At 35.6% G+C, this 24,686-nt stretch carries 21 protein-coding genes and 1 tRNA gene; 10 read left to right on the forward strand and 12 right to left on the reverse strand.

Going from position 1 to position 24,686, the window contains the following annotated elements:
• Window positions 1-124: 124 nt before the first annotated feature.
• Window positions 125-985 (forward strand): DNA-processing protein DprA, encoded by an 861-nt coding sequence (gene dprA / locus PHT16_02975; GenBank protein MDD5721383.1) that lies wholly within the window; start codon window positions 125-127, stop codon window positions 983-985.
• A 6-nt stretch (window positions 986-991) separates the two neighbouring features.
• Here the strand turns inward: dprA and PHT16_02980 are convergent, their stop codons facing one another.
• Window positions 992-1,882, reverse strand: a complete 891-nt coding sequence (locus PHT16_02980; GenBank protein ID MDD5721384.1) for a DKNYY domain-containing protein — start codon at window positions 1,880-1,882, stop codon at window positions 992-994.
• A gap of 78 nt (window positions 1,883-1,960) precedes the next feature.
• The gene (locus tag PHT16_02985; protein ID MDD5721385.1) at window positions 1,961-2,245 is read right to left on the reverse strand and encodes a hypothetical protein; all 285 of its coding nucleotides are present in this window, start codon (window positions 2,243-2,245) and stop codon (window positions 1,961-1,963) included.
• Between the two features lie 120 nt (window positions 2,246-2,365).
• Between PHT16_02985 and topA the strand changes: the two genes are divergently transcribed.
• The gene (gene topA / locus PHT16_02990; protein MDD5721386.1) at window positions 2,366-4,645 is read left to right on the forward strand and encodes a type I DNA topoisomerase; all 2,280 of its coding nucleotides are present in this window, start codon (window positions 2,366-2,368) and stop codon (window positions 4,643-4,645) included.
• A 42-nt stretch (window positions 4,646-4,687) separates the two neighbouring features.
• Window positions 4,688-6,169 carry a RelA/SpoT family protein gene (locus PHT16_02995; protein ID MDD5721387.1) on the forward strand — a complete coding sequence of 494 codons (1,482 nt, stop codon included), beginning with the start codon at window positions 4,688-4,690 and terminating at the stop codon, window positions 6,167-6,169.
• A 29-nt stretch (window positions 6,170-6,198) separates the two neighbouring features.
• Here PHT16_02995 and PHT16_03000 read toward each other — a convergent pair whose 3' ends face one another.
• On the reverse strand, window positions 6,199-7,194 hold the full coding sequence (locus tag PHT16_03000) for a ParB/RepB/Spo0J family partition protein (GenBank protein ID MDD5721388.1): 996 nt from the start codon (window positions 7,192-7,194) through the stop codon (window positions 6,199-6,201).
• A gap of 181 nt (window positions 7,195-7,375) precedes the next feature.
• Between PHT16_03000 and PHT16_03005 the strand changes: the two genes are divergently transcribed.
• The 6 genes from PHT16_03005 (at window position 7,376) to miaA (ending at window position 11,673) form a co-directional block, all read left to right on the forward strand.
• Entirely contained in the window at window positions 7,376-7,765 is a 390-nt protein-coding gene (locus PHT16_03005; GenBank protein MDD5721389.1) for a hypothetical protein, read from the forward strand.
• 119 nt (window positions 7,766-7,884) lie between these two features.
• A tRNA-Leu gene (locus PHT16_03010) sits at window positions 7,885-7,968 on the forward strand.
• 157 nt (window positions 7,969-8,125) lie between these two features.
• Window positions 8,126-8,545 (forward strand): LAGLIDADG family homing endonuclease, encoded by a 420-nt coding sequence (locus PHT16_03015; GenBank protein MDD5721390.1) that lies wholly within the window; start codon window positions 8,126-8,128, stop codon window positions 8,543-8,545.
• A 40-nt stretch (window positions 8,546-8,585) separates the two neighbouring features.
• The gene (locus PHT16_03020) at window positions 8,586-9,158 is read left to right on the forward strand and encodes a histidine phosphatase family protein (protein ID MDD5721391.1); all 573 of its coding nucleotides are present in this window, start codon (window positions 8,586-8,588) and stop codon (window positions 9,156-9,158) included.
• A gap of 14 nt (window positions 9,159-9,172) precedes the next feature.
• Entirely contained in the window at window positions 9,173-10,681 is a 1,509-nt protein-coding gene (locus tag PHT16_03025) for a UDP-N-acetylglucosamine 1-carboxyvinyltransferase (protein MDD5721392.1), read from the forward strand.
• Window positions 10,682-10,797: 116 nt separating this feature from the next.
• A complete protein-coding gene (gene miaA, locus PHT16_03030; protein ID MDD5721393.1) occupies window positions 10,798-11,673 on the forward strand; it encodes a tRNA (adenosine(37)-N6)-dimethylallyltransferase MiaA in 876 nt (291 codons plus the stop codon).
• Here the strand turns inward: miaA and PHT16_03035 are convergent.
• The 6 genes from PHT16_03035 to PHT16_03060 form a co-directional block, all read right to left on the reverse strand.
• Window positions 11,637-12,938 carry a peptidoglycan DD-metalloendopeptidase family protein gene (locus tag PHT16_03035; protein MDD5721394.1) on the reverse strand — a complete coding sequence of 434 codons (1,302 nt, stop codon included), beginning with the start codon at window positions 12,936-12,938 and terminating at the stop codon, window positions 11,637-11,639. The genes miaA and PHT16_03035 overlap by 37 nt on opposite strands.
• Window positions 12,904-14,223: a glutamate--tRNA ligase family protein gene (locus PHT16_03040; GenBank protein ID MDD5721395.1), complete on the reverse strand. Its 1,320-nt coding sequence runs from the start codon at window positions 14,221-14,223 to the stop codon at window positions 12,904-12,906. The genes PHT16_03035 and PHT16_03040 overlap by 35 nt, the downstream gene beginning before the upstream one ends.
• 22 nt (window positions 14,224-14,245) lie before the next feature.
• Window positions 14,246-15,376 (reverse strand): UDP-N-acetylglucosamine--N-acetylmuramyl-(pentapeptide) pyrophosphoryl-undecaprenol N-acetylglucosamine transferase, encoded by a 1,131-nt coding sequence (locus PHT16_03045; protein ID MDD5721396.1) that lies wholly within the window; start codon window positions 15,374-15,376, stop codon window positions 14,246-14,248.
• Between the two features lie 74 nt (window positions 15,377-15,450).
• Window positions 15,451-17,202 carry a hypothetical protein gene (locus PHT16_03050; GenBank protein ID MDD5721397.1) on the reverse strand — a complete coding sequence of 584 codons (1,752 nt, stop codon included), beginning with the start codon at window positions 17,200-17,202 and terminating at the stop codon, window positions 15,451-15,453.
• A gap of 26 nt (window positions 17,203-17,228) precedes the next feature.
• Window positions 17,229-18,329 (reverse strand): putative lipid II flippase FtsW, encoded by a 1,101-nt coding sequence (gene ftsW / locus PHT16_03055; protein ID MDD5721398.1) that lies wholly within the window; start codon window positions 18,327-18,329, stop codon window positions 17,229-17,231.
• Between the two features lie 123 nt (window positions 18,330-18,452).
• Window positions 18,453-19,406, reverse strand: a complete 954-nt coding sequence (locus PHT16_03060; GenBank protein ID MDD5721399.1) for a hypothetical protein — start codon at window positions 19,404-19,406, stop codon at window positions 18,453-18,455.
• A 163-nt stretch (window positions 19,407-19,569) separates the two neighbouring features.
• Between PHT16_03060 and PHT16_03065 the strand changes: the two genes are divergently transcribed.
• Window positions 19,570-20,418, forward strand: coding sequence for a D-alanyl-D-alanine carboxypeptidase family protein (locus PHT16_03065; GenBank protein MDD5721400.1), 849 nt, complete (start codon window positions 19,570-19,572; stop codon window positions 20,416-20,418).
• A gap of 26 nt (window positions 20,419-20,444) precedes the next feature.
• On the opposite strand, the gene PHT16_03070 is transcribed toward PHT16_03065, so the two are convergent.
• The 3 genes from PHT16_03070 to PHT16_03080 form a co-directional block, all read right to left on the reverse strand.
• Window positions 20,445-21,077: a TRIC cation channel family protein gene (locus PHT16_03070; GenBank protein MDD5721401.1), complete on the reverse strand. Its 633-nt coding sequence runs from the start codon at window positions 21,075-21,077 to the stop codon at window positions 20,445-20,447.
• A 92-nt stretch (window positions 21,078-21,169) separates the two neighbouring features.
• Window positions 21,170-22,933: a hypothetical protein gene (locus tag PHT16_03075; GenBank protein MDD5721402.1), complete on the reverse strand. Its 1,764-nt coding sequence runs from the start codon at window positions 22,931-22,933 to the stop codon at window positions 21,170-21,172.
• Window positions 22,934-22,963: 30 nt separating this feature from the next.
• Window positions 22,964-24,667 (reverse strand): hypothetical protein, encoded by a 1,704-nt coding sequence (locus PHT16_03080; protein MDD5721403.1) that lies wholly within the window; start codon window positions 24,665-24,667, stop codon window positions 22,964-22,966.
• Window positions 24,668-24,686: the final 19 nt, after the last annotated feature.

Here is a 24,686-nt window from a genome sequence, read left to right on the forward strand (position 1 = left end):
TTATTATACACAAAAGTTGTTATAATGAAAAGCGCATAAATGATTTTAAGGAAACGTGTGGGTTCCCTGTCCTTTTGACTCCGAGGGCGCAGTTTCAAAAAATTATTTATGCGCTTTTCATTTCATGCAAATTAAAAAACTGACAAAAAACAAATTTCCAAAAGCATTATTAGAAATTCCCCAACCGCCGGAAAATCTTTGGGTTATGGGGGAAATGCCCTCTCCTAATTTAATACACCTCTGTGTAGTAGGCTCAAGAAAATTCACATCTTATGGGCGCGAATCCTGCGAAAAAATAATAGCAGGATTAAAAGGCTATCCGATAGTAATCGTTTCTGGCTTTGCTATGGGTATAGACACCATAGCTCACAAAAAAGCGATGCAGGTAGGGCTCAAAACCTTAGTCTTCCCTGGTTCAGGATTATCGGATGAAGCAATATATCCAAAAACAAATGTAAGACTCATAAGAGAAGTTATTGAAAACGGCGGATGCTTAATTTCGGAATTCGAACCTGACTTCAAGGCGACGCAATGGAGCTTTCCGATGAGAAATAGGCTAATGGCTGGTATTTCAAAAGCAGTACTCATCATAGAAGCAGAAGAAAAATCAGGAACACTTATCACTGCACGACTCACTACAGAGTACAATAGAGATTTATTGGTGGTGCCTGGTTCGATTTTTTCTCCAAACTCAAAGGGAGTAAATAAATTATTGCATCAAGGCGCGACTCCCGTCACTTGCTCTGAAGATGTCCTTGAAGCGTTAGGCTTTGAGCTTCCTAAAGACAAAGAAAAACAGGCTAAATTGTTTTTAGACTTATCACCTGATGAGAAAAAAGTCATCGATCTTTTACGCGAACCGATGCCTCGTGATGAATTGATCCGCTCTTTAAAAATGCCGACACCACATGCCAACGCACTGCTATCGGTGATGGAAATAAAAGGATTGATAAAAGAAGAAATAGGTGAAATAAGATTGGCCTAATGTTTTCTATTTAATTTTTTTTCCATATTCATATGTGTGATTTTTATCAGCAGAAATATATTTTGAAATTAAATAAAATGTACTTGGATCAGCATCGGTTATTATTCCACTTTGTTCCCTTATTTCAAAGGCATTATTATAAACATGATTTTTATCCTTGAAATAACATTCGGGTAATTTGGTAAATGTTTGAACATCAGCAACTTCTATTTTCTTACCACGATAATAGACACCACTCTTATCTTTATAAAAATCACATTCCAAAGATATAAAAGTTGCGGAATCAGCTCCCTTTAGTACCACTGCCGATTGAGGAATAGTGCCCTTAATATTACGAACAAGCTCCCCTCCAAAATAATAAACATTATGATTATCTTTAGCATAATGTTCACCTATAAACAAAAATGTTTTTGGGTCAGCACCATCAATAATATTTAATGCACCTTCTCCTAAATTATCAACTCCTGCCATATACACATTTTTATTATCTTTTGAGTACAACCATGGGTTTATATCATTGACACCCATATTTTCAATTATTTTGAAAGATGTCGCATCAATCCCATTAAGTTTTTTTCCAAAATAAAAAACGGTTTTTTCATCCTTAGAATAAGGACTACCACTTATTATCTCAAAATGTATTGGATCAACGTCTATCTTTTTAACCAGCGGAATAAACTCAAAACACAGCAATGATCTACATCCTCCTCCTATTAAATAATCCTCATTACTATGGTAATATATCGAAGAAAATCCTTTGTAATAATACTCACTAATGCTAATGCTCGAATCTATTTTTTCTTTCCCAAAGGAAGTTCTATTAATTAGAAACCATACACTAAATGCTAAAAATACAATTACTATTAGTAAAACAGGAGTTCTAAGTATTTTTTTCATAAATTTCTTTATTCATTGTCACATTAATCTAATCCTAGTTTCTTCAATGATTTAGCATCTCAAATACTAAGTTATTTTTTAGAATTTCTTTCCCGAGTTAAATTCTATTTTCTCAACTCGCACAGTTAAATTTTCAATTCTTCTATCGTAAGCAACATGATCGGTATATAAAGTAGAAATATTATCTCTAAAAGATTTACTGTCTTCGTGTATCGCTTTAATTTCTTTTAACATTATCTGCAAAACATCTTCTTGTCTTTTTAGATCCTTCTTTGTAGCCATTTTTTTCTCTAAACTTTCAAAACTATTATTCATCATAATAGCTAATTTATCTATTGTCATTTTTCCACCTTTTTTAATCATTACTCAAGTATACCAATAACAAGATATTCGAGTCAAATTAAATTAATTTTTATATATTTTGAGTAAAAAATGAAACAAAATTTGCAAAAAAAATATGTTTCGTGTAATACTTGGTGAGTTATGAAATTATTAATTGTGGAATCACCATCAAAAGCAAAAACTATTGAGAAATATCTCGAAGGTGCCTTTACTGTGCGCGCGTCTGTCGGACATATTCGCGATTTGCCTAAATCAAACAAACAAGCCATAGACATCGAAGGCGGTTTTATTCCGCATTATGAAATTTCAAAAGGTAAAGAAAAGATTGTGCATGAACTCCAAGGACTGGCAGAAAAAGCAAATGAAATACTTCTCGCGACAGACCCCGACCGTGAAGGAGAAGCCATCGCTTGGCACATAGAAACACTCCTTAATCAAGACCCCGAAGGAAAGAGTACTTCCTACGGGGCAAGTAAAAAAGTAAAAACTCCTATAAAAAGAGTAAGGTTTTACGAGATAACAAAAGATGCGGTACAAGAAGCTATAAAAAACCCAAGTGATATCGATCTGAAACTCGTTAAAGCTCAAGAAGCGCGCCGGGTGCTCGACAGGTTGGTAGGATATGATTTAAGCGGACTCATATGGAAAAAAGTGAGATACGGACTTTCTGCTGGCCGTGTCCAATCCCCTGCGCTTCGCATAATAATGGAACGAGAACGCGAAATTCTAGCTTTTGTTCCTGAAAAATATTGGAAAATATTTGGATTATTTGAAACACCCAAAAAAGAGAAAATAACTCTAACTTGTTCCAAAGAGCCTCGAGAAGAAAAATTATTTGAAAAAATAATGACTGAAGGTAGAAAAGGTACTTGGATGGTAAAAGGAGTAAAAGAATCTGAGCAAAAACGTTCTCCTCGAGCGCCCTTTACCACTTCAACACTCCAGCAGACTGCCTCTTCGCGGCTTGGGTATTCCCCTTCGCGCACAATGCAAATAGCGCAAAAACTTTATGAAGCAGGGCACATCACCTATATGCGAACAGACAGCACCAACCTTTCTGGTACTGCTCAAGCTCAAATAATATCATTTGTAAAAAAGGAATATGGCAATAACTATGCGGAGGCACACACTTATAAGACAAAATCAAAAAATGCCCAGGAGGCGCATGAGGCTATCCGCCCTACACATATAGAGAAACTGTCTGCTGGGACAGATGACCAAAGCAAATTATACCGACTTATTTGGGAGCGCGCGGTTTCTTCACAAATGGCAGATGCCAAATTACTTAAAACTAAAATTACTGCAAATATAAATTCGGACGTTGGACGTCCGGTTTCCGGACGTCCAACGTCCGAATTACCCGATTTCACAGCGGTTGGCTCTCGTTTGCTTTTCCCCGGATGGCTAAGAGTCGACACTGGAGCGCGCGGTGAAGATGTGGAATTGCCTTTATGCAAAGAGGATGAAATTCTAAAACTTCTAGAACTAAAAGGAGAAGAAAAATTTACCGAACCGCCTGGTAGATATTCTGAAGCGGGATTGATTAAAGAACTTGAGGCGAGAGGCATCGGCAGGCCTTCTACTTATGCATCAATAATGAGAACCATCGAAACTAGAGGATATGTAAAAAAAGAAGGCAAAACGCTCTTTCCTACTGATGTCGGCGAAGTAGTATCGGATTTTTTAGAAAAACATTTTGCCAATTATATCTCTGACACATTCACTGCTGAGATGGAGGACGAATTGGACGAAATATCCCGAGGCGAACGCGAATATGAAAAAACATTGAAAGATTTTTATATTCCTTTTTTGAAAGAAGTTAAATCAAAAGAAAAATTAGAAAAAGCAACCAACTTGGGCAATGCTCCGGAAAACATAAAATGCCCGAAATGCGGAGAGCCTATGATTGTCAAGCTTTCACGCGGAGGAAAATTTTATTCTTGCTCGAAATATCCCGATTGCGAGGGAGCATTAATGCTCGACGGTACAGAATTAAAAGGTCCGGAAGAAACCGGTGAAATATGTCCTGAATGCGGAAACAAGAAAGGCAAATCCGGTGGAGGAAAATTGATAGTCAAACAAAGGCGCGATGGCACAGGCACATTTATCTCCTGCTCGCGTTATCCTAAATGCAAATTTATCAAAAAAGATGAAGCTGAAGAAGCCAAAAAACGCACCGGTGTCATCTGTCCTGTTTGCAAAAAGGGAGATATCTCAGAGAGACGCGGACGTTTTGGAATATTTTATTCTTGTTCAAACTATCCTGATTGTAAATTCGCCATAAAGGCAAAACCTACCGGCAACATATGCAAGGAATGCGGAAGCTTGATGATGGAAGGCACAAAAACAATTCCTGAAAGATGTTCAAATAAAGCATGTAAAATACATAATCCTCATAAAATACCCAAGATTGAAGCTTGAAATAATATTTTCTAACTTTCACAAAGGTGCTATACTTTTAAGATGGAAAATACAGTAGGAGATGTAAGAGAAATCATTGATCTCGTACAAGGAAAAATAAATAAAGAAGAGGAGGAACTTTTGCGCAAAGCCTATGATTTTGCGAAAAAAGCTCATGCGGGACAAAAAAGAATGAGCGGAGAACCTTATTTTATTCATCCTTTTGAGACTGCAAAAATTTTAACTGGTCTTGGAATGGATATTCAAATCATCGTTGCTGGATTATTGCATGATGTATTAGAAGATACTTCTATAACAGAAGATGCAATACAAAAAAATTTTGGTGATGATATTTTATTTTTAATCAAAGGTGTAACGAAATTAGGAACCTTAAAATACAGAGGACATGAAAGGCATGTGGAATCTCTGCGTAAATTTTTTGTGGCGATAGCAAGCGATCTACGAGTAGTTATTATTAAATTTGCCGATAGATTGCACAACCTGCGCACTCTCGAATATGTGCGAGAAGATAAAAGAGCTCGAATAGCCATAGAATCTATCGAAGTTTACGCTCCCCTCGCAAACAGGCTCGGAATGGGAAAGCTCAAAGGCGAACTAGAGGATGCCGCTTTCCCATATGCTTTTCCAAAGGAGTACAAAGAGACAGAAGAAATATTTAAAGAAAAAAAAGGTCTTTATGAAAAAAACTTAAAAGAAGTGAATGAAAAATTACAAAAAGAATTAGAAAAAAACAAAATAAAATTTATAGAGATTGATTATCGGATAAAACACTTATACAGCTTATATAAAAAACTTTTAAAATATGATATGGACATAGATAAGATCTATGACATCGTGGCGTTACGTGTGGTAGTTAATACTGTTGCAGATTGTTACCGAGTCTTGGGATTAATCCATTCTGTTTGGAATCCACTACCAGGAAGAATTAAAGATTTTATTTCTATTCCAAAACCAAACGGTTATCGTTCAATTCACACAACTGTTTTTACTGGTTTAGGAGGAGTAGCAGAAATTCAAATAAGGACAAAAGAAATGCATACTGAAGCAGCTTATGGTGTCGCTGCCCACTTTGTTTATAAAGAAAAAGGTGAAAATAAAATTAAAGGAAATAAAGAAAAATTTAAATGGATCGAAGAACTAAAAGAACTTAATTATTCTCCTGATGATCCAATAAAATTTATTGACCATCTTAAGATGGATTTCTTTAATGATCGTATTTTTATCTTCACGCCTAAAGGGGATGTTATTGATTTGCCAGAAGATTCAAGCCCGATAGATTTTGCCTATTCGATACACACTGATATTGGAAATCATATTTTTGGAGCTAAAATAAACGGCAAAATGTCTCAAATTTTTACCAAATTAAGAAATGGAGATATTGTTGAAATAATAACCAAAAAAGATTCTAAACCTTCAGGCAAATGGCTGGAATATACTAAGACTTCCATTGCAAAGAAAAATATAAAATCCTATCTTGAAAAAAATAGTCTTCTTTCTAAGCTCATGTCCTTCGGCCGTAGTTAACGTCCTACAGGCGAGGCCTTCGGACGTTCCTAGACGCTAAAATTAGAAATATTGTATAAATCTGTCTCGTCCTTTTCTGCTTCTTCTTTTGATCTATCGTCTAGTGGTGTCTCAGCGGTTGAACCGTTAGGTTCCAGCGGTTGAACCGCTGTATTTTCAATATGCTTTTCAAGCATATCACCTGGTTTTTTTTCAACTTCTCCTTTACGAATCAAGTCTAAAATTATTCGCAAATCTTCAGTAGAAAAAAAGTCAATTTTAATTTGCCCGCCCAATTCCTTCCTATCTATGTGTACTCGGGTACCTAATTTTTCCTGAAATTCTTCTTCTAATTCCGTAATTTCCGGGTCAGGCATAAATTCTTTTTTTCGCACGCGATCATAAGCTATTTTCCTAGCCAGTCTTTCTGCCTCGCGCACCGTGATTTTTTTGTAAACAATTTCCTTAAATAAAACCAATTGTTCCTCTGGATGATCTGCGAGCATTAAGAGTGGGCGAGTGTGACCATCGGAAATTTTTCCTTCAGATAAACCATGCAAAATTTCTTCTGGTAAAGTTAAAATACGCAAAGAATTGGAGACATATTCTCTGCTTTTACCCATCTTTTTAGCGACTTCATTGTGGGTAAATTTAAACTCAGTGACTAAACGAAAAAAAGCTCGAGCCCTATCAACGACATTTAAATCTTCACGCTGTAAATTTTCAATGATAGCAAGCTCAAGCTTCATCAAGGTCGTATCCCCTGTGCGAATCACTACAGGGACTTGCGATACCATAGCCATTTTGGCAGCTCGAAGCCTGCGCTCTCCAGCAATCAATTCATATTCAGTTACTAGTCCATCCCCGCCTTCTTTTTCCACTTCAACTCGAGAAACTATAAGTGGCTGAAGAACCCCGTACTGTTTTATTGAATCAGCTAAATCAGCTAATCTAGCTTCATCAAAATCTCGCCTTGGTTGAAAAGGATTTGGTTTTATTTTATCGGTGTCAATCCAAAAAATTGAATTGGAATATAAGTTAGACATGAATTGATTTTAGCATGTTTTAGAAAATATAAAAAATTTATATAATCTTACAACTGATTTAGGGCAGATGTAAAATTGATTATTGTTGGAAAGAAATTAAATTGAGGGCCGTGCTCTTGGTTTAGACCTTCTTTTGGCAATACTTGTCATGCTCAATCCAAAATAAGGAAGGAGCATAAAAATGAGAGACACGAATGATGAGAGGATTAGCAAAGCAGTATCGACCTTCGATCACATCCTTTGGGAAAGTATTCTTAGGGCGTGTGGAATGGCAACTTCTAAAGCTTTCCAGCAAACAGGTCGTTCGGCGCGGGTAGTTTATTCAATCCCAGACTTGGATCCCAACAGTGCTATTTACTCCGAAGGCATAGCCCAAGAAGTAAAGAGTTTTCTGATGTACAATCGACGCGTAAAGAAAATTGGTAAAAGATTGTACAAACTCGATGAAGCTCTTAAATTATGTACTCATGAAAGTTATCGAATATTTTTGAAAAGAATATTCGGCGAACAACAAGAAAAAGAACTAGATTTCGTTCAGAAGCGAATCTACGAATTTCGTTTTCATGTTTGATTGATATCATAGACAGGCCATGGGGATTTAATCCTATCGCCTGTCTATTTTTTTTGTAGGATAACGTTATTTTTCTATAAATTGATTTAAAATTAAAAATAAAGTATTATTTTAATGTTGCCGGGGTGGCGAAATTGGTAACCGCAATTGACTCAAAATCAATCGGGGGCGACCCCTTGGGAGTTCGAGTCTCCCCCCCGGCACTTGCCTTATAACAATAAAAACAAAAAATCTTTAGCCTATATAATTGGTGTTTCTTTGGGAGATGGAAATTTATCCAATGCGAACGGACGTGCTGTAAGACTAAGAGTAACTTGTGACAAAAAGTATCCACTGCTAATAAAAAATATAGTAAAAAATTTGGAGAACATTTTTATAAAAAATAAGGTTTCCATAGTGGACAGAGTTAACGCCGTAGATGTTTCTGTATATTCAAATGATTTAGAAGATTTATTAGGCTGGAAGGCAAAAAATGGATCTAAGATAAAACAACGAGTGTGTATTCCAGATTGGATTAAGGAAAATGAAATCTACCAAAAGGAGTGTATTCGAGGGTTATTTCAAACAGACGGATCTTTGTATTTTGACAGAGGATATAAAATGGCTAATTTTACATCTGCATGTATTACATTAATTCAGGATGTTAGCGAGATACTTAATTCTTTGGGTTTTAATGTTAAATCAAGAAAAGTTATTGATAAGGGCAAGATTAAATATGTCATTAGAATTTCTAAAGATGTAGAGGTTTTTGTTGAAACTGTCAATTTTTGGAAATTGTAACTATATTTAAGAAGTTATCCACATTTGCATTATATCATATATGATATATAGTTTATATGTGGGAAAATTATATGTAGTTAGGCATGGAGAAATTGATTACAATATTCAAGGAAGATACGCTGGCTCTGTTGATGTTGAACTGAATAAAAAAGGAATACAACAAGCGCACGACACCGCCAACAAAGCTTCTCAATTAAATATTGATTTAATTATAACTTCTCCCCTAAAAAGATGTACGCGAATGGCGAACATTATTCAAAAAGTTATTAATGTGCCAGTCCATAATTCAAATGAATTTTGTGAAAGAAACGTCGGGGTTTTTGAAGGTTTAACGCGTGAGGAAGCAAAGAAAAATTACCCTGAATTGTGGGCAAAAAATATTACCAGGATTTACGACGATGCTCCACTTGGCGGAGAAACAATCAAGGAGGTAGAAAAAAGAGTTTATATCGGACTTCAGAAAATCAAAAAAAAATATAATGATAAAAATACTCTTATTGTCACGCATGCTTTTGTTGGTAAAATAATACATAAGTTTTTTAACGAAATGAACGAGAAACAATTTTTTGAATACAAACTTGATAATGCCAAAGTGGTGGAATACAATTTATAAATTATTAGAAATATATGCAAAATACCCAACAAAAACAAATAGGAGAATTTATTAAAAATTTAAGAGAACAAAGAGGTTTAACGCAGGGAGAATTTGCCAAAGCTCTTTTTACTTCTCAAAGCGCTGTAGCTCGCATGGAAAAAGGCGAACAGAATTTTTCTACAGAAATTTTAACAAAAATAAGCAATGTACTAGATCATAAAATGGTTTGCATAAATGATTCAATTGACTTCCAAGTAAACGGCGGGAAGAAATTGAGTGGAACCATTAAGACAAATTTTTCTAAAAATGGTTCAGTTGGGCTACTTTGCGCTTCCCTATTAAATAAAGGCACGACTACCCTGCACGGTATTGCTAGAATCGAAGAGGTAAACAGGGTGATAGAAATATTGGAAAGCATAGGAGTCGCAGTAAAATGGTCAGACCAAAATACAGTAATTATTAAGCCCCCAAAAAAGTTTAATTTAAAAGATATAAATATTGAATCGGCTATTAAGACTCGTTCTGTTGTAATGCTGATGGGACCGCTCGTTCATTATCTTTCTTCTTTTTCCTTGCCTCATGCGCACGGTTGCAGTCTAGGCAAACGCACGGTGGCCGCTCATATTTATGCCCTGGAAAACCTTGGAATAAAAATAAAAACCACAGAAAAAACTTATGATATCACCGCAAAAAAATTAAAACCTAGTGAAATAGTGATGTATGAATCGGGAGATACTGCTTGTGAAAATATTCTGACAGCAGCCGCTCTAATTTCCGGAATCACAACCATCTCTTTTGCCAGCGCAAACTACATGGTTCAAGAAATTTGTTTTTTCCTTGAGGCTTTGGGTGTGAAAATTGACGGCATAGGCACCGCCAACCTCACAGTGCACGGAATAAAGGAAATAAATAAAGATATTGAATATTGGAACAGCGAAGACCCGATCGAGTCCATGATGTTTATTTCGGCTTGCGTTGTCACGGATTCGAAACTCACCATCACCAGATGCCCAATTGATTTTCTATCATTAGAACTCGAGAAATTAAAAAGAATGAATTTAAAATATAAAATATTGAAAAGATACTATTCATACAACGGTCGTACCAGACTCGTCGATATTGAAATATTTCCAAGCAAATTAAAAGCATTAGATGATAAAATCCATTCAAACCCTTACCCGGGAATAAATATAGACAATTTGCCTTTTTTTGTACCCATCGCCATACGCGCTAAAGGTCAAACCATGATTCATGATTGGGTTTATGAAGATCGCGCGATTTATTTTACTGAATTAAATAGATTAGGTGCAAGCATTACTCTTGCAGATCCTCATCGCGTTTATATTCAAGGCGGAACGCCTCTCAAATCGGCTCAGGTAGTATGCCCGCCAGCTCTTCGCCCTTCAATGGTTATTCTTATTTCCATGCTGGGGGCTCCTGGGACTTCCATTCTTCGCAATGTTTACATGATAAACCGCGGTTATGAAGAAATAGCTAAACGACTAAACTCCGTCGGTGCAGATATTAAAATTTTGAAGTAATATTTACAACATCAACTTTTTTACGGTACGGATTTTTGGAAGCTTTAAAAATCCTGAAGTTTGCTCGCCGTCGCTCGCAAAACCCCTGCGAAAAGTTATGTTGTAAATTTAAAAAAATGAAAAAAATTATTGTAATATTGGGTCAAACAGCTACCGGTAAAAGTGATTTGGCAGTACAGATTGCTAAAAAAATTAATGGAGAAATTGTTTCTGCTGATTCCAGGCAGGTGTATAAAGGTCTTGAGATTGGAACCGGAAAAATTACTCGAAAAGAAATGAAGGGTGTTCCGCATCATTTACTTGATGTAGCAAACCCCAAACACAGATTTACGGTTGCAGAATATCAGAAATTAGCAATATCAGCCATAGTTGATATTGCTAAACGAGGTAAAATTCCCATAATTTGCGGAGGGACGGGATTTTATATTGACGCAATAACGAAAGGTATTGTTTTCCCGGAAGTTCCGCCAAATATTAGGTTGAGAAAAAGTCTGGATAAAAAATCATTAACAGAATTATTGAAAATATTAAAAAAACTTGATGCAAAACGTGTTAAGAATATAGACGTTAAAAATAAAGTCCGGTTAATTAGAGCGATTGAAATAGCAAAAGCATTGGGCAAGGTTCCGAAAATTACAGCGGTTTCACCGCTGTATGAATTTATTAAGATAGGTTTATATCTTCCTCAAGAAAAATTAAAAAAGAAAGTAGAAAAGAGAGTAAAAAAAATGTTTAAAATGGGTTTACTAAAAGAAATAGAAAAACTTAAAAAATCTATCCGCCTCGGCGGTTACAGCGTTTCAGAAAAAAGGTTGAAGGAATTGGGATTCGAATACTATAACCCCACGCCAGAAAAAGTGATTTCAGAAACTCTCAAATACTCCAAACGCCAAATGACTTGGTTTAAAAAGGATAAAAATATTTATTGGATAAATGGCGCAGAACAAAACGATAATTATTTGAACATACTAGGATTTGTCGGAGGCAAGTAATACATCGGGTCGAGATATGCATTTATGGGCGCTAGAGGCTGAGTCAGTGACTTTCCAGGACAAGCCTTACTCGGAAGGTTTTTCACTTCAGCCGCATTGGGAGCAAAGACAGAGACGTGCAAGTGCGGTCCAGTAGAATAGCCTGTATTCCCGCTATAGGCCACTACCGTGCCCCTGTCTACCTTTTGCCCTACATTCACTTTTATTAAGGATAAATGCCCATAAGCGCTAGAAAGTCCATTATCGTATTTAATGAAAACAAATTTACCAAAAGAAGCCCCTGGACATTGTATATCTGTGTCTCCTATGCCGGCAACTATTCCTGAAGCCATGGATTTAACTGGTGTACCCACTGAGGCGCGGAAATCTACCCCACCATGAGAACCTGACACATAAAGTCTCTTGGAGTCGACAGTCTTGCCAAAAAGCTGAGTTATAAGTATATAATCTAACGGCCAAGAAAATACCCCAGCATTTGGCAATTTTGAAGGATCTAGAATATATTTTAATTGAGATTCATAATCCCGGAGTTCTTTTTCGATTGCATTTTTTTGAGCAAGCTTGCTTTTTAAAAGTTTTTGATAGTTGGCTTCGCTATTTTTCGTTTGAGCTAAAAGCTTATTTTTTTCTTTAGTGTTCTGCACTACGATTTTCTGCTGATCAGAAAGTTGGGATTTTAGTTTTGAAAGCTCATTTTTAGCATCGATGGTCACATTTCTAGTATCTTCCAAGGCTCCTTTTGTTTGTTTAAGCGTTATTATTTCCGCTCTAATTCTTTCACGCACGGTGATAATATTATCCATATCATTCCAAATTGTTGAGAAATCATTATTAGACAAAATGTTTTCCACTAAGCTAGTTTGCTCGGATTCATTTATATTTTTAATCTCGAGACGGATAGAATCTAAATTATTTTTTATAGAATCTTCCTTGGTGTGTATATCAGAACTCAAGCTTTGGATTGTAAAATTTGTTTTATCAATTTTCTTTTGGGTAAGGGCGATATCCGCATCCAATTTTTTTTTAGTTAAATCAAGCGCTTTAAGAGAACTGCTCAGAGAGTTTTTTTGTTGTCCAAGGCTATCTAATTGTGATTGAAAATTAGCAATCTCCTTTTCCAACTGCGCAATGTCGGAATTTTTTTGATTTATCTGATCTTGAAGATTTTGAGCGCTTTGTGCATAGGAAAAAACAACTGGAAAAAGAAGTAAAATTATTAAAACCAGCGTATTAAACTGCTTTTTGTAATCGCGATAATGTTTCATTTTTTCCTAATACGGAGGCTATGGTAAACGGATCAGGTGATTTGTCCATTCCAGACAAAGCAAAACGCACTGGATGCAGCAATTCTCCCTTACTGCTCATTTTATCCGCTAGTGACATCAGCACATTTTTTATGTTTTCCTGAGAAAAATTTTCTTCTTTTAATTCTTCTAATGCTTTTATCGCTAGCTGTAAATTTTCAGACGTTTTTTCCGGAGAAGTATTCTTAAAAATTAATTTCTCCTTAGGATAATTTGGTTGTTTAAAAAATAAATCCAACTCTCCTTTTTCTATCATTTCCTTTATATCTCCCCACTTAGAAATTCTCTCAAAAATTAATGGTACTATTTTTTTTTCTCGCATATTTTCTGGTAGACTTTTTAAGATATTTTTTTCTATTTCTTCTTTAGAAAGTAATTTCATATGCTCCTTATTTATCCAATTTAATTTATCATCGCTCCACTTTGCTCCTGAATGTTGAATTTTAGTCAAATCAAAAACCTTAATTAATTCTTCTCTGGTGTATACTTCTTTTTCTCCGCCGGGATTAAAACCAAGGAATGCTAAATAATTTATCATGGCATCCGGTAAATAGCCCTCCTTTTCGTAATCTAAAACATCTTTGGCGCCATCGCGTTTCCCTAGTTTTTTGTTTCCTTCCGATCCCATTATCGGAGGCGTAGTTACAAAATACGGAGGAGTAACGCCAAGCGCTTCATAAACAGACAAAAACTTCGGGGTTGAGGATATAAATTCTTGCCCTCGCACCACGTGAGTCACCTCCATCTCTATGTCATCTACAATGTGCGCAAAATTATAGGTCGGATATCCGTCGCTTTTTATTAATATAAAATCATCCAGCGCCTCCGGGCCGGCAGAAAGTTCTCCCCAAACAATATCATTCCATTCGGTGCGTTTTTTTTCTGGTATTTTAAATTTTATAGCTTGGCCATCTAAATAAGTATGCCCGGCTTTAGTGAGTTTATCCGCGTATTTTTTATATAATTCTAATCTTTTTGATTGAATATATGGCGCATGTGGTCCTCCGATATCCGGCCCTTGATCCCAATTCAAACCAAGCCATTTTAATGATTTTTGAATATGCTCTATTGATCCTTCGACTTCCCTTTCTTTATCTGTATCTTCTATGCGTAAAATAAATTGACCATTGTTTTTTCTAGCCAAAAGCCAAGCATAAAGCGCTGTTCGGATATTTCCGACATGAATAAAACCCGTCGGCGACGGCGCAAACCTAGTTACAACTTTTTCTGTAGTTTTTTCTTGCATGCAATTATTTTAGCACATTTTTCTATTTCTCGTGGCTTAAGGCTATGTCTACCAACTCCCTAGCTATTTTTTCTGCAGCACCTTCTTTCCCAAAAGCTTTTGCATTCTCGGCCATTTTTTTATATCCTTCCTTGTCATTTATTATTCTTTCAATTTCTAAGCTTAAAATATTAGCTGTCATATTCTCCTCCTCAATAACACTGCAAGCTCCGGCTCGCGCATAACTAAAAGCATTTTTCCTGGAGTGGTCGGCGTTTGAATTTTTAAAAGGGACCAGGATCGATGGCACGCCCCAGGAAGCTATTTCGAACAAGGTTGACCCTGCGCGCGAAACGATAACCGTGGCAGCGCCAGCTACCATTTTCATTTGCAAAGGATTTAAAAAAGGAAGAGGCAAATACCTCGCTTTATTTTTTTCTTTTTCAAGAGCAACCTCGGACTGCCCTTTAACTGTCTTAAAATTTTTAATCCCTGTTTGATGAATAATTTGATAATTTTTTATTAATTTTGGCAATGCATCTAAGACAACATTGTTTATAAGTTGTGCACCCTGAGAACCACCAAGTATGACAATTACAGGTATGGCCTCTTCTAATTTAAAATATTCAAACGCTTCTTTTTGCGGTGCTTTATGTTCTATTTCGGTTCTTATCGGCTGGCCTGTCCAAGCAATGGTTTTTTTAGGAAAAAATGGGGCAGACTCCGCAAAAGACACAGCGACTTTTTCGGCAAAATGCCCGGCCCAAAGATTTACGCGTCCGGGAGCAGAGTCCGATTCATGGATCAAAACAGGAATGCGTAAAATTCTGGCTGCAAAAATCGTCGGGAAAGATGCGTATCCGCCTTTTCCAAAAACCACATCCGGATAAATCGTAAATAATTTGTAAGTGGCATTAAGAATGCCAAAAAAAACCTTAAAAATATCAATAAAATTTTGGAATGAAAAATAGGTACGCATCTTTCCAGAAATTACTTCTTCAAAAAGAAGTTCATTTTCAACAAGCATTTTTTTGTCGTAAGGGCTATCTGAAAAATAGTAAAGTTTTGCTCCAATGATGTGTTCGGAATCTACAATTTTATTAACTTTTTGAGCGACAGCGATTAAAGGATAAAAATGCCCTCCTGTCCCCCCGCCTGTAAAAACTATTTTCATGATTTTATTCTACCATATTTAATCCCTGTAGCAGAGCGAGCCCTGCCTGCCGGCAGGCAGGGCTCGCTACGGGACTAGTATATTTCTTGCTGATAACACCTCTCACAATAAATAATTTCAGGACGTTCCGGAGCATAACTGGTCTCAAACTCTACAGGGCATTTACCTATATGGGTATGGGTAGTCTTTTCACACATGCAGGCTCTATGCCAAAGCTTTAAGGGATTCCTTTGTTTCAGTCTTTGGTAATGTCTGCAATTAGGACAGAGATGAGGTAAAGGTAGATTCATTCTTTGGTAGAATTGGAGTTCTGGAGCAATGATTTTGAAGGCTTCGGTGCATTGTTCATTGCATTTGCCTTGATGTTCGCATTCTATGACTTTCCCTAGGATGGATTCATCTACGTCTTGGATGTTGTCCGGAATGTCTGTTGTTTTAATGTCTAGGGTATAGTTTCTTTCTTCTGCATCTTTCCATTGGTAACCTTGTTTTAAAGCTTCTTCTTTGGTTAAAGGAAAGTATTCTTGAGCGATGGTTTCGTTGTAACAGAAAGGGCTTAATTCTGTTGGAAAGAACTCTCCGTATTGGTAGATTCTGCCTTTGGTGTCTAGGTAGGGCATATCGTTCATGTGCTTGATGATTTTGGGGACTAGTTCTTCGTATTGTTCTTTGGTGTATTGGTGGTTGAGGATGCAGTAGGATTTGTTGCGGAGACCGACGCAGGCGAAGAGGTGGATAGATCCTGAACAATTTATAGAATAAGAAATATCACTACTGTCCTTTATAAAAAAACTAAATTTATAATCGGAATTTTCATTTGATTCAAAACCTAATGCAATAGTCTCATAGACTGATTCTGCTTTTGACATTCCATAATTGTCATAGCTATCTTTTACGCCAAGGACTGAATGTGTGGTGTATTTACTATTTTCAGAATCATTTCCCAATACATCAAAACAATATTTACAATTTCTTGCATTCCTAATATTATTCCCTGTGCATTCTTTTGTATTAATTAAAAGAGAATGTCTGTGTATAGAATTAAGATATAAATCTTTAAATTTATCTTTGTTTTTTTGCAAAGAATCATAACTACCTAAATTTAAATTCTGAATAGTTGCCAAATATTCTTCCCTCTTCATTTGTTTATTAAAAAAACAATATTGTTTATTCTTTAAATTAGTACATCCAAAACAGTTAGTGCAATTTTTACATTCGTATAAAAAATATGAATCAACGCAATTATCAGAATTTTTACTAAAGAATAATCTGTTTGAATTCTCGCATTGAATATCCTCATAACAAAGTTCAAGTTTTTTAGAAATAGAAATGTCTAAGGAATCTTTCATGAAGGATGAGTTGCTGGAATATAAAACATTTTCATCGTTTTTACTTCCAAATAAGAGGTAACAATTTTTATTTTCAGCAGAAAAATTACAATAATCTGAATTTACTGGATTAGTATTAAATAAACTCATTTGTGGAACTTTATTATATAAATCCTTTAGCTGAACGAAAAAATTTTTAGAAAAATCATAATCGCTTCCAAAAGAAAAAGGATCCCAAGAATCTCCCCACCAGCAATCCTGACAGAATACATTTATGGGACTTTCTTCTGCATAAATAGAAATAATAGTTTTTTTACAAAGATTGCATTTCCTTTTATACAAAGACCTTTCATTGCGAAAGTTCATCCTTTTGACCATCCGACATTCCGGACACCATGTAGGTGGAGGCACTTTTATTTTTTTATAGAAATTAAAATCTTCCGGCTCGATTATGAAGTCTTTTTGACAATTTTGGCATACTTTAGTTTCCGAATCCATGGACTTAAAATTAATTATTTTTATGTTTAATTTTTGCGCTGAAATTTTGATATATTAAGCACTATGCCTATAGCCATCATATAAACCATAAGTGAAGTGCCTCCTTGGCTCATAAACACTAATGGAACTCCTGTTAAGGGAAAAACCCCAACCACAGAAGCAATATGCATAAATGATTGCGCTGTAATTAGTATAACAATTCCATAAACTAAAAGTCCACTAAAAGCATCTGGGGAGCGATTGGCAATACGAAAACCCCGTAAAATAAAAAATAAATAAAGAATTATCGTAAAGACTGATCCGACAAAACCTAATTCTTCGCCCAAAACAGCAAAAATAGAATCCCCTTGCGGCTCAGGAAGATAACTGAATTTTTGAATGCTTTGACCGAATCCACGCCCTATAATACCGCCAGACCCTAAGGCGATGAGAGATTGCTGGATTTGATAGGAAGATCCTTGCGCATCCTGCGATGGATTTATAAAAGTTTTTACCCGTTCCTGCAGATAAGGCGTAAAATATACAAGGGTTCCGAGTAGCAGTGTCGCCCCTAAAATCGTGCCTATAATATATTTAACAGGAACGCTTGAAATAAAAAGCATCGACACTCCGGTAACAGTAATCAAGATAAAGCTTTTTGTATCCGGCTGTTTTAATAGAACCACAGCAATGACTGCGAGCATCACTAAGAATGGCAAAATTCCAAATTTAAAATCCTTGACTCTGCTTTTCGCCCACGACAGCCAAGCGGCAAAATAAATCACAAAAGCAAATTTTAAAAATTCAACAGGTTGGAATTTTAGCAGGCCTAGGTCGATCCATCTTTCTGCCCCTCCATGACTCCACCCAAGTGCAGGAATAAAAACCGACGCAGTCAATAATATTGATCCCAGAAAAATTATTAAGGAAAATCTGCGCCAAAATTTATAATTAATCTTAGAACAAAAGTACATGCCCAGAAAACCAATACCAAGACCTAAAACTAGTTGGCTAAAAAGCACTGAATAAAAAGTTTTTTCATTTCTTGCTAAAACTCCGAGCGATGCTGAAATAAACATAGCCACTCCCAGCGCTAATAAAATAAATGTAATTATAAGAAAAAATTTATCGGCCTTTTTTTCTTTCATCCCGTACGAAATAGGACGCGTACGCTTACGTTATATCCTTTGTTTTGTTATTAATAATAGATCTTATCAATTTCATAATTTTATTTGTTTTATGCGTCCGCGATTTCGTTCGGGATTCATTCTTTACCGACTAATAATTGCTAAAATTATGCCTATGATGGCAAACATAATTGAGAGAACCCAAAAACGCATCGTCACCTTATAGGATGGCCAGCCGATCGCCTGAAAATGATGATGAATAGGAGCAAGCCTAAACACTCTTTTGCCGTTTCTAATTTTCTTTGAAATCATTTGGATGATAACCGAGCCAGAGGTGACCACGAGCAACATAGCAACTACAGGCAGAATCAAAACTGAGTCAGTTAAAAATGCCAATGTTGCCAAAGTAATAGTGAGCCCCATAATGCCCGTCTCTCCCATATAAAATCTAGCAGGAGGAATGTTGAACCAAAGGAAAGCCAAAATTGATCCGGTAATTACTCCGGAAAAAACAGCGAGATCTATCTGATTATTGGCGAAGGCAATGGCGGAATATGCAGCAAAAATTGAGGCAAAAACTCCTCCTGAAAGCCCGTCGATGCCATCGATTACTCCTCCGGAAAAAGTCGCCAACGCCACTATTATAAAAAAAGGAATAATCAAAACGCCCAAATAAATTTCGCCACCGAACGGAATATGGATCGACGTCATGCCTAGTTTATAAAAAAACCAACATCCTATAAAAAAAGATATCAAAAGTATAAAAAGAACTTTCCATTTGCGCCAAGATTTGTCATCCCGGGCAAATTTTCCAGATCCGTAAATTTGGATAAGATCATCCCAAAGCCCGACCAATGAACCCAAAAGAAGCGTGAAAAAAGGGATGAGCGCTTGGTTGCGGCTCAGAAAATTCATTTTTTCCGTATCGTTGGATGGAAATAGAACTAGAGCTAAATAAAAAAGAAGCGTGGTCAGAAGAGCGGAAGCCCAAATTATTATTCCGCCGACGCGAGGAGTTTTTGATTCTTCTTTTTCGTTGTGTATTTTATGAAAATCTGACGCGGACGTGTCCATGCTTCTGGAATATTTTTTCCACATTTTATATTTATAAAAAAAATGGGTGGCGATAGGAGTAAGCAAAAGACCTAAAAAAAATGCAAAAGCCGTAGGTATAAAAATCTTGACCAAATTTAGAAGCATTTAATCAGTATAACATTAATTTTCTTTTGATTAAAATATATGGTTGTGTTATTGTTTCCGTGTGAACAAAATTAACTCAAAACTCGTCCTTGCTTTAATTTTATTGATTTTTATATCTCTGCCAGTGTTCACCACTTCTCTTTTGGATTTTGAAGAACAAAAAACAAACGAAGAAAATTACCAGAAACTTTTACAAGAAGAATCAACCCGCAAAGAAATAGCGAAGAAAATTCAAGAAGAGGCGGAAGAAAAAAAATATTTAACGGGAAAATTCGACCCTAGCGTTAGAAAAGATTTTGTTTTGATACCTGCGATGTATACTACCAATCAAAGCAAAATGTATTTGAGAAAAGAAACTTTTGACGCCTTTTTAAAAATGCGAGATGCCGCAGATAAGGGTGGAATTGGCCTTAGAATAGCTTCAGCTACTAGAAACTTTGTTTATCAAAAAAATATTTGGAATAATAAATGGACAGGGGTTATGGAAGTAAATGGAGAAAATCTTGCAAAAACTATTCCGGACAGCTTGGAAAGGTTTATGAAAATATTGGAATATAGCGCCGTTCCAAGCACATCCAGGCATCACTGGGGTACAGACATAGACATAAACGATGCTACCCCAGAATATTTTGAAAGCAAATTGGGTAAAAAAACTTATGAATGGCTAGTAAAAAATGCTCCATTGTTTGGTTTTTGCCAACCTTATAATCTAAAGGATGAAAATAGGCCGACGGGCTACAATGAAGAAAAATGGCATTGGTCATATTTGCCTCTCTCAAAAACTTTTACAGAAGAATACAAAGATTTAATAAAAGACGATGATATAAAAGGATTTTTGGGGGATGAAAATGTCGCCGGACAGGATTTAATAAATAATTATGTGCTTGGTATCAATCCTAATTGTCTTTAATTTATTTTGAATTACAAAAGAAAAGTTTATGTTTGTAATTCATATTTTTTAAAATATTTTTTATAAAGACCGTACTTCGATAATATTTCCCGCAAAGTCAAAGTAGTTGCAATGGAGATAAAAATCGCAACACTAATATTTATAAACATTAAAAAATAAAAAGTGACAGCACCTGCAAAAGCCGCCATAATATAACCGGATTTTTTATGAAAAGCGAATGGCGCATCACCCATCACTGCATCGCGAAGCACTCCGCCTCCAAAACCGGTAAACATCCCCATAAAAATACACACTAACGGAACAATAATTCCATGGCCATTGTCATTAAATAAATAATTATAAGTTACGGAAGTTCCAATAATCGAAAAAGCGGCCAAGCCGATTGAATCCAAAAAACGGAAAAAGGTAAACCATTTCTTAAAAACATGCGGTACCAGATAGGTCGCGATGCTCCCAATAACCGCAACCAAAAGATAATTCGGATCTTTGAGATAAAAAACTGGCGTGCGCCCGATAACTAAATCCCGAAAAGTTCCCCCGCCTACCGCAGTAATAACTCCTAAAAGCACTACTCCAAAAACATTCAACTCGCGCCCCCGAGCCTTAAAAGCCCCGGCTACAGCGAATGCTAATGTTCCAATTAGATCAAGGATATACATAAATATATTCTACCATAATCACCACCCCCTGCTGACATTAAAAACAGAACTTACTACAAAACCAGACGACCGCATCATTTCATAGTATTTAATTAATAAACTTCCTGTTGATAGCACTTCTCACAATAAATTATTTCTGGTCTATCTGGTGCATAACTCGTCTCAAATTCTACTTCGCATTTTCCTGCTCCATGAAAATGATTTTGTTTATCACACATGCAGACTCTGTGCCAAAGTTTCATTGGATTTTTTTGTTTCATTCTTTGATAGTGCCTACAGTTCGGACACAACCTAGGTAAAGGCAAATTCATTCTTTTGTAAAATTGCAAATCTTCAGGAAGAATTCTGAAGGCGGTCATACAATCCTCCTCGCACCCTCCTTCATGCTCACAGCCTATCACTTCTTCTAAAATTGAGTCCTCGACTTGTAGAATACTGTCCGGAAGTTCGTTCGATTTTTTTGTAATTTTATAATCTCTTTTTTCACGATCTTTCCAATTATAACCACTTGCTAGAGCTTTTTCTTTATTCAGAGGAAAATATTCTTGCGCAGTAGTTTCATTATAGCCATATGGTGAAAATTCTACAGGAAAAAATTCACCGTATTTATATACTCTTTCTTTTTTATCCATATAAGGCATATCATTCATATGTTTGATTATTTTAGGAACCAGTTCTTCGTATTCTTCTTTTGTGTATTGCTTGTTTAAGATGCAATATTCCTTCTTTTTTAAACCAACGCAAGCAAAATTATTTTCTCCTCCGACAACCCTGATGCTATAATCTATATTTCTCGAACTACTCCAAACTCCCCAACTATGCTTAATATTATATGTACCATTTCCACACTGAAGACATTCATATACAAGCTCAATATTATCTCCATAATGAGTAAAATCATAAGTAGTTCGTACTGGTCCATTTGAAACAAAAGAGCAAAATTTTGAATCTTCTGTATTTATGACGCAAAAACATTCTTTGGCATTTTTGGAATGTACTATATAGTCACCAGTCACATTTGAATTTTGAACACCAAAATAATATTTTTTAGGAAATTTTTTCCAAAACTTCTTAGCTTTTTCTTTCAATGCACTTATATTTTTATAAGAATCCAATCCGAAAGATTTTAATTTTTCTTCGTATTCTTCTTTGGTGTATGGGGCATTCCAAATGTGATAACTTTTTTTATGGAGATTTACACAACCAAAACAATTATTGCATCCGCGAAGACTATAAGAAAAATATACTTCCACGCAATCTTCACAATTTTGAGAGAAAAAAGTCCGATAACAATTTACACTAGTTACTGTTTCATAACTAAGTTCTACTCTATCTACCATAGTAATGTCCTGCGAATCTTTTGAGTGGAAAACTCCGCTTCCGTAAGATATGTCTTCGTCAAAGGTTCCATCATGAAGCAAGTAACAATTTTTCATATCATTTGCCATATTGCAATACTGAGAATTAATCATAGTCATACTTATTGCGAAAAGATTACCAATGGGAACTTTAAGAAAAAGTTCAAAAATTTGATCAAAAAATGGTCTGGAAAAATCAATATCCATTGCATAATCAGAAGCATTCCAATCATCTCCCCACCAGCATTTATCGCAATATATAGTATCTTTTTTATAATCTTTGCTATAAATAGAAATTATTTTCTTTTTACACAAACCGCATTCTCTATAATGAAGACTCTTTTCATTGCGCCATGCTAAACGTCTTTGTAATCTACACTCTGGACAAAAAGTCGGCACCGGCACTTTTATTTTTTCATAAAATCCAAAATCATTCGGTTCTATTGCAAAGTCTTTTTTGCAATTTTGGCATATTTTGTTTTCTTTTTTATGTTCCATGGTCTAATCTGCTTTAGTTAAGTAAAGTAATTAATACACTTCCTGTTGATAACATTTCTCGCAGTAAATAATCGGAGCGTAAGATTCATCATATACTGTTTCAGCTTCTATATTGCATTTTGAACAAAAACGTTTTATTAATCTAAAAGGCGAACGTTTTGCTAAACGTCGCATATGCCTGATATAAAAACTCGCGTGTGGAAGAGGTAAATCCATTTTTCTATAAAATGAAAGTTCGTTCTCTGTTATTTTATATGCCCCTACAGATTTCGAATTATTTTTTTCTTCGCATTCTATAATTTCCTTTAAAATTGAATCATCGGTTTCGCTAATGGTTTCAGGCAACTCTGAACTTTTAATCGTTGTTTTATAATTTTTTTCTTCTCTGTCCTTCCATTTATACCCTTTTGCTAAAACCTCTTCTTTTGACAAAGGAAAGAAGTCTGCCGCTGCTGTCTCATTAAAAGCAAAATCAGAAAAAGAGTTTGGAAAATGTTCGCCAAATCGATACTCTAAACCTTGATCAAAATAAGGCATTTCTTTCATTTGTTTTATGATTTTTTCTTTCAGCACTTCATATTCCTCTTTATTATACTTTTTATTCAAAATTGAGTACTCTCCTTTTTTTAAACCGACACATCCAAAACAATTCCGTGCCCCTGGACAGGAATTGCAATAATATAAATCCGAGGCTCCCATCCAACACTGAGTGCAAAAGTAAATTCTAGCGATATCTAGACCGCAGTTTTCTGATTCATATACTAGTTCAGCCTTATTCCCCCATTCAAAAAAATCCATGCAGTCTTCCAAGCCGAAAACCGAAAAAAGATACTTTCCATCTTTTACATTTACACAATCAAAAGATTGATGTACGTTTTTGCAGTTCGTAAACCAATTGCCAGAAACATCACTAGATTTTATAGAAGCAACCGCTTTTTGAGGGAATTTTTTTCTAAATTCTTCAAATTTTCTATCCATTTCCTTAATGCCAGAATAAGTGTTCAATTTAAGACCCTTTATCTTTTTAAAATATTCTTCTTTAGAATAAGCTTCGTTAAAAATATAAAATTCCTTATTATTCAAATTAACGCAACCTACACAATCAGAACAATTTCGGCAAGCATACAAAAACGAAGAATCCCTGCAATCATGGCTCTCCATACTAAACCTAAGGTTATAACAATTTCTGCAATTTATACATTCATAACAAAGCTCGCTTTTGTCAGTCCAAGCGCAGTCGGAACAATCTCTTATGTTCTCGGCAATATAGCTATAAAAAGAATTTTCTGCATTGGTGGCTCTGAAAACCATATAGGAATTCCTTGGACTGGTAACACGATGAGTGTAAGGGCTATTGATCGCAAAACCCTGCCTGACAAGACTCATTCTCGGAACCTTGTTTTGTAATTCCAAAAATTGTTCAAAGAATGGACGATTTTCGTCGTAATCCATTCCATATGAAGACGGATCCCATTTATCTGAATACCAAATATCTATATCATAAACTGGAAATATCGTTTTCTCGGGATACATACTAAAAATTTCTTTGTTCGTAAAATCACATTTGCGCTTATAAAGAATAAGCTCATTGGTGCTCATTAGGCGTCTCATTAGCCTACACTGCGGGCAAAAAGTCGGTGGTGGTACTTTTATCTTTTCATAAAACCCAAAATCATCCGGCTCAATTACGAAATCTTTTTTACAATTTTGGCAAGTTTTAATTTCTTCTTTCATTTTTTTTATATTATCACTT

This window comes from Candidatus Paceibacterota bacterium (assembly GCA_028718635.1).
Taxonomy (GTDB): domain Bacteria; phylum Patescibacteriota; class Minisyncoccia; order Phycocordibacterales; family UBA9973; genus UBA9973.

Coding starts and splice junctions, on each gene's coding strand:
- dprA (MDD5721383.1), top strand. CDS start 125: ATGCAAATTAAAAAACTGACAAAAAACAAATTTCCAAAAGCATTATTA.
- PHT16_02980 (MDD5721384.1), bottom strand. CDS start 1,882: ATGAAAAAAATACTTAGAACTCCTGTTTTACTAATAGTAATTGTATTT.
- PHT16_02985 (MDD5721385.1), bottom strand. CDS start 2,245: ATGATTAAAAAAGGTGGAAAAATGACAATAGATAAATTAGCTATTATG.
- topA (MDD5721386.1), top strand. CDS start 2,366: ATGAAATTATTAATTGTGGAATCACCATCAAAAGCAAAAACTATTGAG.
- PHT16_02995 (MDD5721387.1), top strand. CDS start 4,688: ATGGAAAATACAGTAGGAGATGTAAGAGAAATCATTGATCTCGTACAA.
- PHT16_03000 (MDD5721388.1), bottom strand. CDS start 7,194: ATGTCTAACTTATATTCCAATTCAATTTTTTGGATTGACACCGATAAA.
- PHT16_03005 (MDD5721389.1), top strand. CDS start 7,376: ATGAGAGACACGAATGATGAGAGGATTAGCAAAGCAGTATCGACCTTC.
- PHT16_03020 (MDD5721391.1), top strand. CDS start 8,586: ATGATATATAGTTTATATGTGGGAAAATTATATGTAGTTAGGCATGGA.
- PHT16_03025 (MDD5721392.1), top strand. CDS start 9,173: ATGCAAAATACCCAACAAAAACAAATAGGAGAATTTATTAAAAATTTA.
- miaA (MDD5721393.1), top strand. CDS start 10,798: ATGAAAAAAATTATTGTAATATTGGGTCAAACAGCTACCGGTAAAAGT.
- PHT16_03035 (MDD5721394.1), bottom strand. CDS start 12,938: ATGAAACATTATCGCGATTACAAAAAGCAGTTTAATACGCTGGTTTTA.
- PHT16_03040 (MDD5721395.1), bottom strand. CDS start 14,223: ATGCAAGAAAAAACTACAGAAAAAGTTGTAACTAGGTTTGCGCCGTCG.
- PHT16_03045 (MDD5721396.1), bottom strand. CDS start 15,376: ATGAAAATAGTTTTTACAGGCGGGGGGACAGGAGGGCATTTTTATCCT.
- PHT16_03050 (MDD5721397.1), bottom strand. CDS start 17,202: ATGGATTCGGAAACTAAAGTATGCCAAAATTGTCAAAAAGACTTCATA.
- ftsW (MDD5721398.1), bottom strand. CDS start 18,329: ATGAAAGAAAAAAAGGCCGATAAATTTTTTCTTATAATTACATTTATT.
- PHT16_03060 (MDD5721399.1), bottom strand. CDS start 19,406: ATGTGGAAAAAATATTCCAGAAGCATGGACACGTCCGCGTCAGATTTT.
- PHT16_03070 (MDD5721401.1), bottom strand. CDS start 21,077: ATGTATATCCTTGATCTAATTGGAACATTAGCATTCGCTGTAGCCGGG.
- PHT16_03075 (MDD5721402.1), bottom strand. CDS start 22,933: ATGGAACATAAAAAAGAAAACAAAATATGCCAAAATTGCAAAAAAGAC.
- PHT16_03080 (MDD5721403.1), bottom strand. CDS start 24,667: ATGAAAGAAGAAATTAAAACTTGCCAAAATTGTAAAAAAGATTTCGTA.